Genomic DNA, 17,136 nt, shown 5'->3' with positions numbered 1-17,136 from the left:
ATATTGCTTTCAACAGCAAAAGCAATAAATGTTCCAATTTTTACAAAAGGATATTTTTACAAAAGGATATTTTTACAAAAGGATATTTTTACAAAAGGATATTTTTACAAAAGGATATTTTTACAAAAGGATATTTTTACAAAAGGATATTTTTACAAAAGGATATTTTTACAAAAGGATATTTTTACACCACAAACACCTTGAAAAGTTTCAAGGTGTTTTGGATTTCTTTACTATTGCAATAATCTCATTACATTTTGTTGCATTGCATTAGCTTGACTCATCGCATAAGATCCACTTTGAGCTAGGATGTTGTGTTTAGCAAAGTTTGCACTTTCTGCTGCAAAGTCCACATCTCTGATGTTAGATTCAGCTGATTTGATGTTTACTTGGGTTACGCTGATGTTATTAAGTGTAGCTGTGATTTGATTTTGCACCGCACCCAAATCTGCTCTAATAGAGTCTAAATTCGTAATAGCTGTTTCAGCGATATCCATCACCGCCATCGCACCTTTAAGCGTGGTAACACCGGCTTGTTGATCTTTAGCTGCAATATTCATAGAAACTTTAAAATTAACAAATTGAGAAGAGCCATCACTAGGTGCACTTATACCAAAAGCGATAGAAAAAGCGGTTACAAACGCTAGATTATTTTCATAAATTTGAGAATAATCCTTACCACTGCCTATAGAAAACCCTGAGCCACCACTCATACCATTTGCACTCATAAATTCATTGATATTAGCAAATGTTACGATCATTTTACCGCCACCCTTATAAGCATTAAAGCCCATAGCATCAGCTACATTGGTGTCGATGTTTCCTTTTGATTCTCTTAGTGATACAGAAGCTTGAGAGATCATATCTGTGGCACCCATACCTATAGTAGAAAGATTAGAACCTGAGATCAAAATGTCTTTACCATCATTTTTTACTAAAGACAAACGACCATAGTTTTCATAATCATCTTTTAAGATACCTGAACCAACTCCCATATTTCCTTCGATTTTAATCCCTCTACCATCTCTTGAGTTTAGCACTAATCTACCATTGGCATCTTTAGAAGCTTCTACACCGGTTGTATCTTTCACTGAGTTGATCGCTGAGATCAAAGCTCCATTTTCATCTCCATCTTTATACTCAACTTCACCGATTTTTACTCCATTGATACTAAAGTTAGAGTCTGTTTTACCTGCTTTTATAGTTCCTGCACCCGTTGTTTCTACCAAGAAATTTGCTCTTACACCTGTGATGTCAGATACTCTGTTGATCTCTTCAGCTAAAGCACCCATACCAGTACCTACTGAAGTAGAAATCACTACCGGTTGGAATTTAAAATCATCAATACCATTGTAGTTTTTAATGGTAAGTTGAGCTACGCCACTACTATGAGACTGTGAACCTGTTTCAAATCTTGTTACACCGATTTTACTTGATTGGGTTGCACCGATACTAGTTTGAATGGTTTGGTTTGATTGAGCACCGATTTGAAATTCTTGATTCACAAAACCACCACTTAAAAGTTGTTTACCGTTAAATGAAGTAGTATTTGCGATGTTGTCAAGCTCTTCCATCAAACGGTTGATGTCAGCTTGAAGCATGTTTCTTGTTTTAGTAGTTTGACCATCTTGAGCTGCTTGTGTTGCTTTTACTTTGATGGTATCTAAGATCTTAAGCTGTTCATCCATAGCTTTATCAGCTGTTTGTAAAATACCTAAAGCATCATTACCATTGCTAATTGCTTGACCTAGTGTGTTTGCTTGTGATCTTAAGCTATCAGCAATCGCCATCCCTGAAGCATCATCAGCTGCAGAGTTGATTCTAAGACCTGAGCTAAGTCTACCTAAAGAGTTTTCTAATGCTCTTGAGTTTAAGTTAGCATTAGCTTGAGCATTTAAAGATGCTACGTTAGTATTTATACGAAATCCCATTTTAAATCCTTTTAAATAAATTCAACCGCTTCCATGCAGTTGTTTTTACTAAATCGGCAAATCTTTAAAAAATTTATAGTTTTAAAAATTATTTTAAAAACCCTTCTAAGCAAAAAATTTAACTTTTTTTTATAAACTTTTACTAATTTAATCCTATATAAGGAAAATAATGAAAAATTTAATCATAGTAGAATCACCTGCCAAAGCTAAAACCATAGGTAATTTTTTAGGTAAAGACTACGAAGTCATCGCCTCCAAAGGGCACATTAGAGATCTACCTAAAACTAGCTTTGGTATAAAAATAGAAGATGAAAACTTCAAACCCGAATATAGAATTTCCAATGACCACTCAAGCTTAGTAAAAGAACTCAAAGAAAAAGCTAAAAAAGCTAAAACCATCTACCTTGCAACCGATGAGGACCGCGAGGGAGAAGCCATAGCTTATCATATAGCCAAAGCTATTAATAAGGATGAAAGCACTTTGCCACGCATAGTTTTTCATGAAATCACCAAAAGTGCTATCGAAAACGCTTTAAAAAACCCAAGATCTTTAAACATAAACAGCGTCAACGCCCAGCAAACTAGACGCTTGCTTGATCGTATCGTAGGCTACAAACTTAGCCCCTTACTCAATCAAAAAATTCAAAAAGGCCTAAGCGCAGGACGTGTGCAAAGTGCGGCTTTAAAAATCATCGTCGATAGAGAAAGAGAGATTAAGGCTTTTGTTCCTTTAAAATACTTTAGTATCGATATGGTTTTTGAAAAAGACTTACAAGCAGAACTAGTTGAATTTCAAAACCAAAAAATAGAAAAGCTAAGTCTAACTAATGAAGATAGAGCAAAATTAATCTTTAATGCTTGTAAAAATGCAAATTTTAAAGTCAAAGACATAGAAAGCAAAGATAGAAAAATAGCCCCACAAGCACCTTTTATGACCTCAACCTTACAGCAAAGCGCGAGCAATCGCCTAGGATTTAACCCTAAAAAAACCATGATGATCGCTCAAAAACTTTATGAGGGTGTTAAAACACATCAAGGTATCATGGGTGTGATCACCTACATGAGAACTGATAGCTTAAATATCGCAAAAGAAGCCTTAGAAGAAGTAAGAAAACTCATTAAAAGTGATTTTGGTAAAGAATACCTACCAAGCAAAGCAAATATCTATACCACCAAAAGCAAAGGTGCCCAAGAGGCCCACGAAGCCATAAGACCAACCAACCTTAGCTTTACCCCAAAGCTTGCAAGTGAGTTTTTAGAAAAAGATGAAGCAAGATTATATACTTTAATCTATAACCGTTTCTTAGCTTCGCAAATGAATCCCGCCATCTCTCAAACTCAAAATGTATATGTAAAATCAAACGAAGCAAGTTTTAAAATAAGTGGTAGAAAAATTTTATTTGATGGTCATTATAAAATTTATGGAGATATGGATAAAGACAAAATCTTACCTAATTTAAAACTAGAAGATACACTAAACATCCAAAACATAGAACTTAACTCACATTTTACCGAACCACCTTCAAGATACTCTGAAGCTGGGCTTGTTAAAAAGCTAGAAAATCTTGGCATAGGGCGCCCTTCTACTTACGCTCCTACCATCTCTTTGCTAAGCGCAAGAGAGTATGTGCGTATAGATAAAAAGCAAATCATTCCTAATGAAATAGCCTTTGTCGTAACAGAGGTTTTAGAACAAAACTTTAGCGATATCGTAGATAGTGATTTTACTTCCAAAATGGAAGATACGCTTGATGTCATCGCAGAAGGCAAGATGGATTGGCAAGAAGTTTTACGAGAGTTTTATTTTCCTTTTATGAGAAAAATTGATGAGGGCAAGAAAAACATCAAAAGCCAAAAAACTGTCACCAAGCTAGATGAAACTTGTCCTGATTGCGGCGGAGAACTCGCCATAAGAAAAGGAAGATATGGGGAATTTGTAGCTTGTTTAAATTTTCCAAAATGTAAATATTCAAGAAATTTAAAACAAGAAACACAAAATGAAGAAAAAAGCGAGAAAAAACTCAACACCATAGGCGTAAAATGTCCAAGCTGTCAAGAAGGCGAGATCGTAGAGCGTTTTTCTAAGCGCGGTAAATTTTATGGTTGTAGTGCTTACCCAAAATGTAATTATATAAGCAAATACAAACCAAGCGAAGAAAAATGCAGTGAATGCGGTGAAACTTTGATCATTAAAGAACTTAAAAAAGGCACATTTTTAGAGTGCTTAAAATGTAAAATCAAAAAGGAAATTTAATGCAAATCATGCTTTGTGCTATATCTAATATAGCAAGTGGAGGGTGCGGAGAGGACTGCAAGTACTGCACCCAAAGTGCTCATGTAAAAACAAATATCAACAAATACAAAAGAAAAGATATAGATCAAATTGTTTTAGAAGCTAAAATGGCTAAAAAAAACGAGGCTTTAGGTTTTTGTTTAGTTACAGCTGGTGCTGGGCTTGATGATGAAAAACTTGAATATGTGTGTAAAGTGGCTCATGCAGTACAAAAAGAAGTAGAAGGGCTTTTGCTTATAGCTTGTAATGGTATAGCCAATTTGGATCAACTCAAAGAATTAAAAAAAGCAGGAATTTTTTCATACAACCATAACTTAGAAACTTCTAAAGAATTTTTCCCAAATATTTGCTCTACACATACTTGGGAGCAAAGATTTCAAACCAATCTTTATGCCAAAGAAGCTGGCTTAATGCTTTGCTGTGGTGGAATTTATGGTCTTGGGGAAAGTGAAGCTGATAGAAAAAGTTTTCGAGCTAGTTTAAAAGAACTTGATCCTTTTTCTTCGCCTATTAATTTTTTTATACCAAATGAAAATTTAAAACTTAAACAAGCCTTGCTTGATCCTGATGAAGCATTAAACATCATCAAAGACACTAAAAAAGATCTACCTAATGCCCACATTATGGTAGCAGGTGGTAGAGAGGTAGTGTTAAAAGAAAGACAGTATGAAATTTTTGATGCAGGAGCTAGTGCCATAGTAGTAGGAGATTATCTTACAACCAAAGGCGAAGAACCAAGCAAAGATATACAAAAACTAAAACAAATGGGGTTTAGCTTTGCTAGCGGGTGTCATTGATGCTCAAGCTGCTACGGATTTAAAAATTTTATTAGTCGTAGCAGGGTGCTTGCTAACCTCACCTTATATTGCTAATTTTTTAAAACTCCCACTTTCGGCCACTGAAATTATGCTTGGCTCTTTTATAGGGTTTTTAGGTTTTATTGGCGAGAGTGAAAATTTTAAGCTTTTAGCCAATGCAGGGTTTTATTACCTTATGTTTATAGCAGGCATGGAGATTAACCTCAAAACCTTTTTAAACACTGAAAGAAGCTTACTTAATAAAGCTTTTATATACATTATACTTTTATATGCTTTTAGTGTTTTAGCGGTTGAAAGCGTGGATATTTCTTATATTTTTGTCATTATCATACCTGTAATGAGTGTGGGATTACTCTCAACACTTTATAGGGATTTTGGGAAAAATTGTGAGTGGCTTAATGTATCTATGGTGGTAGCTACTTTGGCTGAAGTTGTGAGCATAGTTTTACTTACCATAGCAGCTGCGTTTTTAGGAAAAGGAGCTGATCTTTTCTCGCTTACTCAAAATTTATTGTACTTGGTGGGTTTTTTGGCTCTTTGTATTTTTGGCTTTAAATTTCTAGAAGTGTTATTTTGGTGGTATCCACAACTTAAAACCATACTCATGCCTTGGCAAGATCAAAACGAAAAGGATATAAGATTTTGCATGGCTATTTTTATAGCCATAGTTGCGATCATGATTTATTTTAAACTTGAAGTTGCACTGGGAGCTTTTATCGCAGGTTCATTTATAGCTACTTTTTTTGATCACAAAAAAGATCTAGAGCACAAGCTTTCTAGTTTTGGTTATGGCTTTTTAATCCCTATATTTTTCATTTATATAGGATCAAGTTTTAAACTTCAAATGCTTTTAAATACGCAAGTTTTAATTATTGCTTTTTCTCTTACACTTTTTATGATAGCCTTAAGAATACTTTGCGCTATGGTTTTTTTCAAAAATTTAGGCTTAAAACATACTTTTTTATTTGGCCTAAGCCACTCAATGCCATTAACCTTGCTTATTGCCATAGCCACTCTTTCTTATCAAACCAATATCATCACACAAGATATATACTCAGGATTAGTGCTTACTGCCTTGCTTGAAGCGATTTTAGCTATTAGCTTGATTAAATTTATCAATAATCTTAGTAGAAAATAATTCTACTAAGTATTTATCTTAAACTGCTATACTTTTTTTATGAAAAATTTAGACACACTTTTAGAATTAGCTCTAAGGGCAGGTAAAGAAGCTTCTAAAGTATTACTTGAATACAAAGACAAAAATACCTTATGGCTTAAAGAAGACGAATCTCCAGTTGGCTTAGCTGATATCAAGTCCAATGAAGCTATTAGTGAAATTTTAGCATCAAGTGATATAGCCATATGCTCTGAAGAAAATATACTCTCTTATGAAGAAAGAAAAAAATTAGAATATTTTTGGCTAATAGATCCACTTGATGGCACCAAATCTTATGCTAAAAAAGACAAGGAATACTGTGTTTTAATCGCATTGATCCATAAAAATACTCCCGTGCTTTCACTCATAGGCGATGTGGAGAATAATGCATTCTATTATGCGCACACTCACACAAAAGTTTACAAAAATGACACTATTTTATCTCATGAATTAAAGCAATATGAAAAAGTTAAAAACATCGCTTTATACTCTAAAAATCATGACAATAACGAAGACTTTTTCATACAAAACCAACTTGAAGGTATTAAGGTTTCTTCTGCTTTAAAATTTGTGTATTTGCTTGAAGCAAAAGCGGGAATTTACCCACGTTTTGGTGGTCCAAAAGCTTGGGATATCGCCGCGGGAGATTTTTTAGTCAAACAAAATGGTGGTATTTTATATGATTTTGATAAAAAAGCTTTGGACTATAACCGTCCTGACTTTAAACTTCCAAGTTTTATAGCTTTTGCCAAAACTGATTTTAAATTACAAGGTTTTTAATGAGAATACTTTTAGTATTTTTATGTCTTTTTGGCACCATTTACGCCAATTCTTTTGCAAATAAAAAAATCATCAAACTCCAAAACAACGATGATTTTAACATCATCAAACTAAACCAAAATGTCAACTACGATAAATTATCGCAGATTGATGTTTTGGCTTTGGTGCCAAGCTATGAAAAAGAATATAATTTTTATTTTTCAAATTTAAAAATTGATGCTAAAACCATGGCAAAAGACACCTTAAATGCTTTAAATACCTTATTTAACAAAGAAAATCATCTTGCCTTACTAAGCCAAAAAGAAAATCAAGTTTATATCAATAGTCAAAATATTTTACAAGCAAACAAACACTTTATCAATGCAGATGATTTTTTAGAATTTAACCGTTTTAAAAAAGCTGATTTTGTGATTTTACTAGATCTAAAAAAAGTCCAAGCAAGTCAACATAATTTTTTATTTTTCTCTAATTTTGATGTAAAAATTGACTTAGAATATAAAGTTTTTCTTACAAAAACCAATAAATTAAAAGACCATAAACTACTTACCATTGATACTCGATTTAACACTAGCGATAAAAGCAAATCTTACGAAGAGTTAGTCCAAGAAATAGCTAAAATTCTTTATGAAGATATTAAAAATACTATATAATCACCACTTCTTCTTCTAAAAAAATACCAAATTCTTCCGATACTCTTTTTTTAGCTAGCTCTATTAAAAACATCGCATCATCAAAGCTAGCATGTTTTTTATTGATCAAAAAATTTGCATGTTCATTGCTAAACATCGCATCATTTTTACTAAAACCTTTAAGATCAACTGCTTCTATCAATCTCCCTGCATGATCGTTTTTGGGATTTTTAAAAATAGACCCAAAGCTAGCACCTTTGGGTTGGTTTTTTCTTGCATTCTTTAAAAGCTCATCTTTGTTTATATCAAATCCATATTTTAAAAAAAACTTTGCACTAAACATCACTTCTTTAATAGGGTTAAATCTATAAGCAAAAGCAATATCTTGTTTTAAAATTTCTTGGTTAAAAGTACAAACGCTCATTAAGTTTTTACTAATGTCCTCATCTTTTAAACCCGCATTCATTTTTAAAATTCCACCCAAAGTACCTGGGATATTTCTTAAAAATTCAAAGCCTTTTAGATTATTTTCTTTAGCAAATTGATACATCTTAAAAGATTTCACACTAGAACCTATCTCTACAAACATACCTTTTTCATTTTGCTCTAAAATTGTAATATAATCAAAACTTTTCCCTAAAATTCCAAGTTTTTTAGGTCTTGGCGAAACAAGTAAATTATTAGCCCCACCTATCAAAAAACCATCAAACTCACAAAGCTCTTCAAGCACTTGCACTTCAAAGCTCTCGCCTATACGCACAGAAGAATACTTAGCAAAGTCAATAATCATCGAATAAAACTTGGAATTTGATTTAAGATATTTGTTGTAAAATCAATCATAGAACTTATCATCCAAGGCATCAAAAATACTATCACTACAACAACAAGTAAAATTTTTGGCACAAAAGAAAGCGTAGCTTCATTAATTTGTGTTACAGCTTGAAAAATACTTATAATAAGACCTGCGATAAGACCCGCTAAAAGCATAGGTAAAGAAAGCATGAGAGTAATTTTAAAAGTTTGAACACCCAAAGCCACCAAAGCACTTTCCATTGTTTCTCCTTAAAAATTGAAATTCTATCAAGAATTTCTAAATTCTTCATATTCGCTAGGCATAAGATAATCTTTGCTCTTTATCGTTTTCTCATAAAATCCATGATTAAATCCAAGCTCAAAAAGTTTATCTATAGCATTATACTGCTTATCATTCATGTTAATAGAGTTTTTATTTGCATATAGATTTAAATATACATCAAGTTTTTGCGCATCTACGCGTATTAAATCACGCTCTAAAAGCATAGAAACTAAAATTTTTCTATTATGATCAGCTACTTCTACTGCTTTGATTAAATCTTTTTCAACCGCTATAGCATCACTTATCGGCAAAGATCTTCTAAGTGCCATTCCACCCAAAGGCAAAGGCAAATCATCTTTAGCTAGCTCTTGCCAAATATCCCAAAGTTCAGCCTCTACACATAAGCTAGAATCAAACTCTAAAATACTTTCATGTATCAGCACTCCAGCATCTACCTCACCTTCTAAAACTGCTTTTTCAATTTCTAAAAAATTCTTATAGATTATCCTAGCTTGTGGGTATTTTATACGAAAAATCAAAGCATTAGTAGTGTGTGCACCACTTAAAGCAACCTTAAAATTTGGCTTTAATCTTTTATCTTTTTTCTTAATGAGTTTTGGTCCATAACCTTCGCCAAAACTTACAGCAGTTTTCAATAAAGCATATTCACTAGCTATCAAAGGATAAAGCGCAAAAGATATTGCACTAACATCGTATATATTTTGCAATGCTAACTCATTTAAAGTTTGTATATCTAAGGCTGTATTTTCATACTCATAGGCATTTCCCACCCAACCAAATTTAATCGCCATATACATAAAAATATCATCAGCATCAGGAGAGTGTACTACGCTAATTTTTTTATTCATTTTTTTCCTTAAAAATTTAAAAAAGTATTTTAGCAAAATTCAAAATAAAAACTTATATTAAATTTCTTTTTGATACAATTTTAAACATATTATAAAAGGATTAATAAGCATGGATGATAATAAAAGAAAATCACTTGATGCAGCCTTAAAAAGTCTTGATAAAACCTTTGGAAAAGGTACTATCTTAAGACTTGGCGATAAAGAAGTTGAAAAAATTGATTCTATTCCTACAGGTTCAGTTGGGCTAGATTTAGCTCTAGGTATAGGCGGAGTACCCAAAGGAAGAATTATAGAAATTTATGGGCCTGAAAGTTCAGGCAAAACAACACTTACTTTGCACATCATAGCAGAATGCCAAAAAAAAGGCGGAGTTTGCGCATTTATCGATGCTGAACACGCGCTAGATGTAAGATATGCAAAAAATTTAGGTGTTGATACAGAAAATCTTTACATCTCTCAGCCAGATTTTGGAGAACAAGCTTTAGAAATCGTTGAAACCATAGCAAGAAGTGGAGCTATTGATCTAATAGTGGTAGATAGCGTTGCTGCACTAACTCCAAAAGCAGAAATCGAAGGCGATATGGGAGATCAACACGTAGGACTTCAAGCAAGATTAATGAGTCAAGCTTTAAGAAAACTCACTGGTATTGTACACAAAATGAACACCACTGTAATTTTCATCAACCAAATTCGTATGAAAATAGGTATGATGGGTTATGGTACACCTGAAACAACCACCGGTGGAAATGCATTAAAATTTTATGCTTCGGTGCGTTTAGATGTAAGAAAAACAGCTACCTTAAAACAAAATGATGAGCCTATTGGAAACCGTGTTAAAGTAAAAGTAGCTAAAAACAAAGTCGCCCCACCTTTTAAACAAGCTGAATTTGATGTGATGTTTGGCGAGGGCGTAAGTCGTGAAGGCGAGTTAATAGACTATGGTGTAAAACTTGACATCATTGATAAAAGTGGTGCATGGTTTTCTTACAAAGCTTCTAAACTTGGTCAAGGTAGAGAAAATGCCAAAGCCTTTTTAAAAGAAAACCCAGCTATTGCAGATGAAATCACACAAGCTATACAAAATTCCATCGGTATAGATAGTATGATTTTAGGTGCAAAAGAAGATGAGGAAGGAGAAGAGTAATGTTAATGATTGAAGATTTAAGAGCTTTTGAGGTTTTAGATAGTAGAGGTAATCCTACCATTAAAGCTGAAATCATGTTAAGCGATGGTAGCGTGGGTAGTGCTATCGTTCCAAGTGGAGCAAGTACGGGAAAAAAAGAAGCCTTGGAGTTAAGAGATAACGATGAGAGATTTGGCGGAAAAGGTGTTTTAAAAGCGATTGAAAACATCAATGGCACAATAGCTGAAAACATCATAGGACTTGATGCATTTAATCAGACCCAACTAGATAACACTCTTTTAGAACTTGATGGAACAAAAAACTACTCCAACCTAGGAGCAAATGCAACCTTAGGAATTTCTATGGCAACAGCACGTGCAGCTGCTAACGCCTTAGGTGTGCCTTTATACCGTTACTTAGGTGGAGCAAACGCAAGTGTATTGCCTGTACCAATGTGCAACATCATCAATGGTGGTGCTCATGCAAACAATAGCGTAGATTTTCAAGAATTTATGATTATGCCTTTTGGTTTTTCATCTTTCAAAGAAGGACTAAGATCAGTTTGCGAAATTTATGCAGTATTAAAAAAAGAGCTAGCTAGTTTAGGTCATTCTACCGCTTTGGGTGATGAGGGTGGTTTTGCTCCAAATTTAGCAAATAATACCGAACCACTTGATCTTTTAATGACTTGTATCAAAAAAGCAGGTTATGAAAACAAAATCAAACTAGCGCTAGATGTAGCAAGTAGCGAACTGTATAAAGATGGTAAATACCACCTAGAAGGTAAAGTTTTCTCAAGCGAAGACTTAATCGCTCGTTATGAAGAATTATGCGCTAAATATCCTATTTTTAGCATAGAAGATGGCTTAGCTGAAGATGATTATGAAGGTTGGATTAAACTCACTCAAAAACTTGGTAGCAAAGTTCAGCTTGTGGGTGATGATTTATTTGTAACCAACGAAGATATCTTAAGAGAAGGTATCATGAAAAATATGGCAAATGCTGTATTAATTAAACCTAACCAAATCGGAACAATCACCCAAACCATGAGAACAGTAAGATTAGCCCATAGAAATAATTATAGATGTATCATGAGTCATAGAAGTGGTGAGAGTGAAGATGCTTTTATAGCTGACTTTGCAGTAGCACTCAATACAGGACAAATTAAAACCGGCGCCTTAGCAAGAGGAGAAAGAACAGCTAAATACAATCGCTTATTAGAAATCGAACTAGACAACGATGAATACCTAGGAGATAAACTCTGAGTGATTTACTAAAAGAATACGATGAGCATTCCAAAAAAAAGGAAGCTCGTCGCCATTTAATAAAAACCATTGCCTTATCGTTTGTGGCGATTATTGTTGCTATGTATTTTGGAAATATGTTTTTTGGAAAATCTTCTTTAGATGTTTTACTATCACTAAAAGAAGAACAAAAAATTTTAGAAAAAAACATAATGACCTTAAAAGCAAAAAATGCCCAAGCGCAAAAAGAATATTTACAACTTTTAAGACTTAAAGGAGAAACTTCGCATGAGAATTAAGTTTTTGGTATTGTTTGTACTTTCCTGTATATACTTAAATGCAAAAGACAATCCTTTCGACAACGATATGCAGCAAAAAGATCCTGAATTTATAAAACTAAGTCCCTTTCAAAGACAAGATTTTAATTTTAATTCTGATGCGAGAATTTTAAAAAGTATTACTATAAATTATATCAACCTTGATGGCTCAGAAGAACAAACAACATTTGATATTGGTAAAAGTATTAATTGGCACGATACCTACTCTTTTATAAAAACCAAAAGTCCTAACGCAACGCCCATTCTTGATGTCTCTGTGACAGTGCCACAAAAGCAAGCAACCAAAAACAGCAAAACCGAAGAAAACAACACCACTATCAATATAGAAACACCGCTATTTAGTGGCAGTATATACAACTTTATCTCTTTAAGTTTTTACAATAACAAAATCAATATCAAAACCGAAGATAAAATGCTAAGAAATTTATCCATTGGCGATCCTACTAAAATCATTATCGATTTTGCTAAAAAACAAAATTTTAACACCAAAACACTGCAAGTAAACACCGCTAGAGTTAAAAAAGTTGTTTTTGGATCACATAAAGAGTATTACCGTTTAGTAATCTATCTAGATGGAAAATATAGCTATGATTATTCTCATAGTGAAAACCTACACACCTTTAGTTATCGCTAAGAGTTAAAACTCTTAAGCGAAACGATGATCATAAATAATCATTTGAAATCTTTGAGCTATCATTCTAGCTCTTTCCATCATCATACTCCTTGGTTCATCTTCGAAAACTTCTTGTAAACTTTCATCAAATAATTCAAGCCAAATATCAAAAAATTCTCTTGGAAATGGAGGCAACTCATGATGAGCCCTCAAAGGAGATCCGCTATAACTTGGATCGCCTAAAAACATTCCCGCCCAAAAGCTTGCGATTTTTTCTTTATGTTTTTTCCAACTCTCATCATCTGTACCTATTTTATCATTAAAAATAGGACCCAAATCTTTGTGAACTCTTATTTTTGCATAAAAAATATCCATAAGTTTTTTAATGCCATCATGATCAATACTACTTAATTTCATAATTTTCCTTAAGATAATAAATTCAAACAATTGTATTAAAAATACGTGCTAAAAATATAAACAAAAGTCAATTTTTAGTATAATTTTAAAAATACTTAACAATAAAAAGAAAAAGCATGACTTATACGATTTTACCTCCTAATCAATTTTTAGATGATTATGTTTTAAATGTCCAATTACATCAACTTGCTGGTATTTCTAAAAATGCTTATAAGTTTTGGAAAAATGCTCAAGCTGCACGCTATCAAGGTACAAGAGTAGTTTTTTTACATAAAAAAAGTATACTTAAAAAACACCAGCACTTTGTTAAAGAGTGTGAAGATTTAAGCGGTTTTGTTCTTGCGAGTGCTTTTTGCTCTTTTACTACTTTGGCACCTTCACATCTAGTAGAAAAAAACCATTCTCAAATTTATAAAATCTTAGACATCAAAGAAGTTTGCGGGGTAAAGTTTGTAAATTTAAAAGCTTTTTACGATTTTTTAAAACTTGACTACACCTGTAATATCTACATTGAAAAATGTCATTTTTTTAGCCCTACGCCCTTAGAAAAACGTATCAAAATCACTGAAAGCATGTGCGTAGGGTATTATTAAAATCTATATAAAACTTAGAAATCAATCCATTTCATAAGTATCATCATCGCCATAATCATCTTCATATTCATAATCATCTTCATCATAATTATATGATCTTTGATTACTCGCATAGGTGTCATCATCAGCATCATACAACTCATCTTCATAATTTTCAAATTCTTCATCATCGTAAGCCATTTTTATCCTTTAATATTTTTTAGTAGTATTTTAATATAAAAATACACATTTTGGTATAATTTTCTAAAAACACATTAAGGAAAAATATGAATTTAACACATCTAGATGAAAAAAATCATCCCAAAATGGTAGATGTAAGCCAAAAAGATATCACTCAGAGAGAGGCTTGTGCTAGTGGTAAAATTTACATGAGCCAAGAAGCATTTAATGCTATCATTGAAAATAAAGCAAAAAAAGGGCCTGTTTTACAAACTGCCATTACAGCAGCTATCATGGGCGCAAAACAAACCTCCAATCTCATTCCAATGTGCCATCCGCTAATGATTTCAAAAATACAAACCCATATAGAGGAAAACGCTAAAGAATGCTCTTTTAAACTTTTTGTCACCGTAAAATGCGAAGGCAAAACCGGTGTTGAAATGGAAAGCTTAACAGCAGTTAGCGTAGGACTTTTAACCATTTATGATATGATCAAAGCCATTGACAAAAGTATGCAAATTACAGATATTGTTTTAGAAAGCAAAGAAGGAGGTAAAAGTGGTAAATATATGCGATCTTAAAAAAGAGCCTATTATTGATTATCCTACTTTTTGGGATTATAAGGTTGTATTTGAAGCAAATACAAATGCACTAGAAATTTTTAATCAAATTTTAAATCAAAGAGATTTTAAATATCAAATTTCTAACACAAGCAAACAAGGAATATACAAAAGTTATCTTTTAAGTGTTTATGTGGATAGCAAAGAGGATCGATTAAATATTTTTAATCAATTAAAAAGCAAAGCCAAATTTGTACTATAAAAAAGGAAAAACTATGAAAAATTTAGCCATTATTTTTGAAAACTCTCTTCTTGCTTGCGAAAAAAATGAAATTCCAAGCTTAATCAGCGAACTTGTATTTAACCTAAGCTATAAAAAAATTTGCTATGAAAACACCATTAATAAAGAATTATTTGCTAGTTTTTCCAAAGTACTTGAAAAACTAGAACTTGTTAATGAAGAAAATATTTCCAAAAATTATTCAAGGTATTATCAAAGCTAGGGTTGAAAAGATAAAAAAAGTTTTTTTGCTTATATCAACGAATATGGTAAACTAAAAGCAAAAATAGAAGAACAAAAAAACACTATCAAGCATAAAATTTGTGATAACTTTTTTGATTTAGAAAAAACCTTAAAAGATTTAAATTTAAATGAATTTAATATCAGCATTAACGATGCCATGCTTTATGATATTGAAATTTTAGGACTTTTAAAAGAAACTGCTGAAAGTGCTTTTATCACTACTTTGGAAAAAGGCGAGAACATCGAACTTACCTCATGTGAAATAGCAAAAAATTTAGTTTTTAATGCGATCTGTGAAGGTAGTTTTGAAAAAGAAAGAATTTTAAAAATTTCTCAAGTTGTTTTAAATGCAGCATTTGAACTCGCCAACGAATCAAAAGTTTTTGCTTATGATTTGTGCATAGGAGCGATTTATGGGGTGCAAGATGGTATTTCTTTGGCGATTGAAAAATTTAAAGCAAGCTTTGCTTATAGTGCTTTAGAGCATGATCTAAAAGACAAGGAAAAACAGCTCATCGATATCGAACAAGAATTAATCCAAATTCTTAAAAAAACCTCCTTAGAATTAAATAGTCCAGTTAAAGATATATTAAAAGATTTATTAGAAAATAAATTTGATACCTTATTTGCTAAATTTAAACGTCTTATTCAAGAAAGCAGAGAGCAAATTTTAATCAAAATCAATGAACTAAAACAAAATCCAAAAATTGATGATTTTAGCAAACTCGCACAAAGCAAAATCAATCTTTTAGCTAAAGAACTTAATGAGCTTGAAAAACTAGCAATCTCCAAATACAAGAGCTATAGATAAAAATAATACAAAAGACTTAGGTATAAAACATATAATAAAAAGTAAAAAATTATTAAAAAAAAATTTAATTTTAAATTATAAAATTTTATAAAACATTTGAAATGTGTGGAGATATTAATGTTTAGTAGTTTAAAAATCAAATTATCTTTGGTGGCAAATTTATTTGCAATTCTATGCTTAGTAATTTTAGGTATATTAAGTTTTTATTTTACTAAAAATTTTCTATATTCTAATGAACTAAAAAGACAAAACGATATTTTACAAGTTGCTAAAATTTCTTTAGAAGCTTTTAGAGGTATTAATACAAATTTAATTATAAATTTGGAAAAAAGTATTTTAGAGCACCCATATGAAAATTTAAGCTCTGAAGAGGCTTTAATTGAAAATATTGGTTCAACATTAAAATCTTATAGAAAAGCTTCTAGAGTTTTAGCTGTTTTTATAGGTTTAGATAATGGTGAAAATATTGTAAGTAACAATATTAGTGATCAAAAAAATAAAAATATTGAAATTTATGGTAAAGCTATAAATTATGATACCAGAACAAGATCTTGGTTTATAGAAGCTAAAAAAACAAACGATGTATTCATCACCTCTCCTTATGTAGATAAAGCAACCAATCAATATGTTATAACTTACACCAAAGCGGTCTACAAAAATAATAATTTTATAGGAGTTATTGGAATTGATATTCCAATTGATACTCTTCAAAAAGATTTTGAAGTCATGCCTGGAAATAGCTTTTTGTTTGATCAAAATGGAAAAGTATTTGTTGCTAAAAACAAACAACTACTTGACCCTTCTATAGATCACACTCCTGTATTAAGCGCATATAAAAAAAATGGAGATTATACTTTTTTTGAATACGGTTTAAAAGGTAAAGAAAGACTAGGAATTTGTGCTCAAATTTCTTCATATCTTGTTTGTAGTACAGAAAGTGCCGATGTGATCAATGAACCTATTTTCAAAATAGCTTCAATTCAAACAATAGCTGTTGTAGTAATGATTATATTAAGTACCATCTTGATTTACTTTATCATTTCTTATTATTTATCACCACTCCAAACCATTCAAAGAGGCCTTAACTCTTTCTTTGATTTTATCAATCATAAAACTAAAGATTCAGCTATGATTGATGTAAAAAGCAATGATGAACTTGGTGCTATGGCTAAAACCATTAATGAAAACATCACTAAAACTAAAA

19 protein-coding genes and 1 pseudogene are annotated in these 17,136 nt (G+C 31.9%); 14 read left to right on the top strand and 6 right to left on the bottom strand.

The annotated features are described in order from the left end of the window. Nucleotides 1-233: 233 nt before the first annotated feature. Nucleotides 234-1,931, bottom strand: coding sequence for a flagellin A (locus CKA54_RS04135; protein WP_120760224.1), 1,698 nt, complete (start codon nt 1,929-1,931; stop codon nt 234-236). A gap of 166 nt (nt 1,932-2,097) precedes the next feature. On the opposite strand from CKA54_RS04135, the gene topA reads away from it, so the two are divergent. Genes topA through CKA54_RS04110 form a run of 5 tightly spaced genes read left to right on the top strand, consistent with a single transcriptional unit; the run spans nt 2,098 to nt 7,628 of the window. After that, nucleotides 2,098-4,185 carry a type I DNA topoisomerase gene (topA, locus tag CKA54_RS04130; protein WP_120760223.1) on the top strand — a complete coding sequence of 696 codons (2,088 nt, stop codon included), beginning with the start codon at nt 2,098-2,100 and terminating at the stop codon, nt 4,183-4,185. Beyond that, on the top strand, nt 4,185-5,021 hold the full coding sequence (locus CKA54_RS04125) for a biotin synthase (protein ID WP_120760221.1): 837 nt from the start codon (nt 4,185-4,187) through the stop codon (nt 5,019-5,021). The genes topA and CKA54_RS04125 overlap by 1 nt, the downstream gene beginning before the upstream one ends. Then, on the top strand, nt 5,002-6,180 hold the full coding sequence (locus CKA54_RS04120) for a cation:proton antiporter (protein WP_120760219.1): 1,179 nt from the start codon (nt 5,002-5,004) through the stop codon (nt 6,178-6,180). Before CKA54_RS04125 ends, CKA54_RS04120 begins: the two co-directional genes overlap by 20 nt. A 39-nt stretch (nt 6,181-6,219) precedes the next feature. Further along, nucleotides 6,220-6,978, top strand: coding sequence for a 3'(2'),5'-bisphosphate nucleotidase CysQ (locus CKA54_RS04115; protein ID WP_120760218.1), 759 nt, complete (start codon nt 6,220-6,222; stop codon nt 6,976-6,978). Continuing rightward, nucleotides 6,978-7,628, top strand: a complete 651-nt coding sequence (locus CKA54_RS04110; RefSeq protein ID WP_120760216.1) for a hypothetical protein — start codon at nt 6,978-6,980, stop codon at nt 7,626-7,628. Before CKA54_RS04115 ends, CKA54_RS04110 begins: the two co-directional genes overlap by 1 nt. On the opposite strand, the gene CKA54_RS04105 is transcribed toward CKA54_RS04110, so the two are convergent. Genes CKA54_RS04105 through CKA54_RS04095 form a run of 3 tightly spaced genes read right to left on the bottom strand, consistent with a single transcriptional unit; the run spans nt 7,621 to nt 9,551 of the window. Then, nucleotides 7,621-8,397 carry a UDP-N-acetylmuramate dehydrogenase gene (locus CKA54_RS04105; RefSeq protein WP_120760214.1) on the bottom strand — a complete coding sequence of 259 codons (777 nt, stop codon included), beginning with the start codon at nt 8,395-8,397 and terminating at the stop codon, nt 7,621-7,623. The two genes, CKA54_RS04110 and CKA54_RS04105, sit on opposite strands and share 8 nt — an antisense overlap. Next, entirely contained in the window at nt 8,394-8,660 is a 267-nt protein-coding gene (gene fliQ, locus CKA54_RS04100) for a flagellar biosynthesis protein FliQ (RefSeq protein WP_120760213.1), read from the bottom strand. The genes CKA54_RS04105 and fliQ overlap by 4 nt, the downstream gene beginning before the upstream one ends. Before the next feature lie 27 nt (nt 8,661-8,687). After that, a complete protein-coding gene (locus tag CKA54_RS04095) occupies nt 8,688-9,551 on the bottom strand; it encodes a menaquinone biosynthesis family protein (protein WP_120760211.1) in 864 nt (287 codons plus the stop codon). Nucleotides 9,552-9,660: 109 nt separating this feature from the next. On the opposite strand from CKA54_RS04095, the gene recA reads away from it, so the two are divergent. The 4 genes from recA (at nt 9,661) to CKA54_RS04075 (ending at nt 12,890) form a co-directional block, all read left to right on the top strand. Continuing rightward, a complete protein-coding gene (gene recA, locus CKA54_RS04090; RefSeq protein WP_039662499.1) occupies nt 9,661-10,695 on the top strand; it encodes a recombinase RecA in 1,035 nt (344 codons plus the stop codon). Continuing rightward, nucleotides 10,695-11,939 (top strand): phosphopyruvate hydratase, encoded by a 1,245-nt coding sequence (gene eno / locus CKA54_RS04085; RefSeq protein WP_120760209.1) that lies wholly within the window; start codon nt 10,695-10,697, stop codon nt 11,937-11,939. The genes recA and eno overlap by 1 nt, the downstream gene beginning before the upstream one ends. Nucleotides 11,940-12,040: 101 nt before the next feature. After that, complete coding sequence (locus CKA54_RS07770) at nt 12,041-12,217, top strand: hypothetical protein (protein WP_253254854.1); 177 nt, start codon at nt 12,041-12,043, stop codon at nt 12,215-12,217. Beyond that, the gene (locus CKA54_RS04075; protein ID WP_120760205.1) at nt 12,207-12,890 is read left to right on the top strand and encodes an AMIN domain-containing protein; all 684 of its coding nucleotides are present in this window, start codon (nt 12,207-12,209) and stop codon (nt 12,888-12,890) included. Before CKA54_RS07770 ends, CKA54_RS04075 begins: the two co-directional genes overlap by 11 nt. Nucleotides 12,891-12,902: 12 nt before the next feature. Here CKA54_RS04075 and CKA54_RS04070 read toward each other — a convergent pair whose 3' ends face one another. Continuing rightward, nucleotides 12,903-13,286: a group III truncated hemoglobin gene (locus tag CKA54_RS04070; RefSeq protein ID WP_120760203.1), complete on the bottom strand. Its 384-nt coding sequence runs from the start codon at nt 13,284-13,286 to the stop codon at nt 12,903-12,905. Nucleotides 13,287-13,402: 116 nt separating this feature from the next. Here CKA54_RS04070 and CKA54_RS04065 point away from each other — a divergent pair, with 116 nt between their 5' ends. Beyond that, the gene (locus CKA54_RS04065; RefSeq protein WP_120760202.1) at nt 13,403-13,879 is read left to right on the top strand and encodes a cysteine permease; all 477 of its coding nucleotides are present in this window, start codon (nt 13,403-13,405) and stop codon (nt 13,877-13,879) included. 21 nt (nt 13,880-13,900) lie between these two features. Here CKA54_RS04065 and CKA54_RS04060 read toward each other — a convergent pair whose 3' ends face one another. Continuing rightward, the gene (locus tag CKA54_RS04060; RefSeq protein ID WP_120760200.1) at nt 13,901-14,059 is read right to left on the bottom strand and encodes a highly acidic protein; all 159 of its coding nucleotides are present in this window, start codon (nt 14,057-14,059) and stop codon (nt 13,901-13,903) included. An 86-nt stretch (nt 14,060-14,145) separates the two neighbouring features. On the opposite strand from CKA54_RS04060, the gene moaC reads away from it, so the two are divergent. The 4 genes and pseudogenes from moaC to CKA54_RS04040 all read left to right on the top strand — a co-directional run. Next, nucleotides 14,146-14,619 (top strand): cyclic pyranopterin monophosphate synthase MoaC, encoded by a 474-nt coding sequence (moaC, locus tag CKA54_RS04055; RefSeq protein ID WP_120760198.1) that lies wholly within the window; start codon nt 14,146-14,148, stop codon nt 14,617-14,619. After that, a complete protein-coding gene (locus CKA54_RS04050) occupies nt 14,597-14,860 on the top strand; it encodes a DUF493 family protein (protein WP_120760197.1) in 264 nt (87 codons plus the stop codon). The genes moaC and CKA54_RS04050 overlap by 23 nt, the downstream gene beginning before the upstream one ends. 13 nt (nt 14,861-14,873) lie before the next feature. Next, nucleotides 14,874-15,938, top strand: a pseudogene (locus tag CKA54_RS07860) (hypothetical protein). 111 nt (nt 15,939-16,049) lie between these two features. Next, nucleotides 16,050-17,136: cache domain-containing protein (locus tag CKA54_RS04040; RefSeq protein ID WP_216361590.1), on the top strand; the 1,087-nt coding region annotated here is incomplete at its 3' end.

The organism is Campylobacter sp. P255, from assembly GCF_003627915.1.
In the GTDB taxonomy this organism is placed as follows: Bacteria; Campylobacterota; Campylobacteria; order Campylobacterales; family Campylobacteraceae; genus Campylobacter_D.
The sequence above is the reverse complement of the archived record's forward strand: the minus strand, read 5'-3'. Positions and strand labels throughout refer to the sequence as shown.